This is a genomic window from Mycobacterium sp. NGS49, assembly GCF_059812565.1.
The window spans coordinates 1-231 of the sequence record NZ_JCALCX010000130.1 but is presented as its reverse complement, the minus strand read 5'-3'; the positions used below and the strand labels follow the sequence as shown (position 1 = coordinate 231).

At 72.3% G+C, this 231-nt stretch carries 1 pseudogene; it reads right to left on the bottom strand.

Annotated features, from left to right (window positions below):
- A pseudogene (locus tag AC5Y7D_RS31010) lies at window positions 1-231 on the bottom strand (HNH endonuclease); the annotation flags it as partial.

Sequence of the window (231 nt, the reverse complement as noted above, 5' to 3'; positions counted from 1 at the left end):
CGGCTTTGGCGGCGCGCTCGACCACCGCCCGCGCGTCGAGGCGGTAGGCGATCGTCTTGGCCGCGGCGATGATCCGCTGATCGCCGCACCCGCTCAACGCCGACACCTCGGCGCACAACTCGCGATCAAGGGTGCGGCGGTCCTGCAGGTCCAGGCAGGCCGATTCCCGCACGATCAGGGTGGCCCGCCATTCCGAGAGCGCGCCCTGTTGCAGGGCGGCCAGGGTGTGGG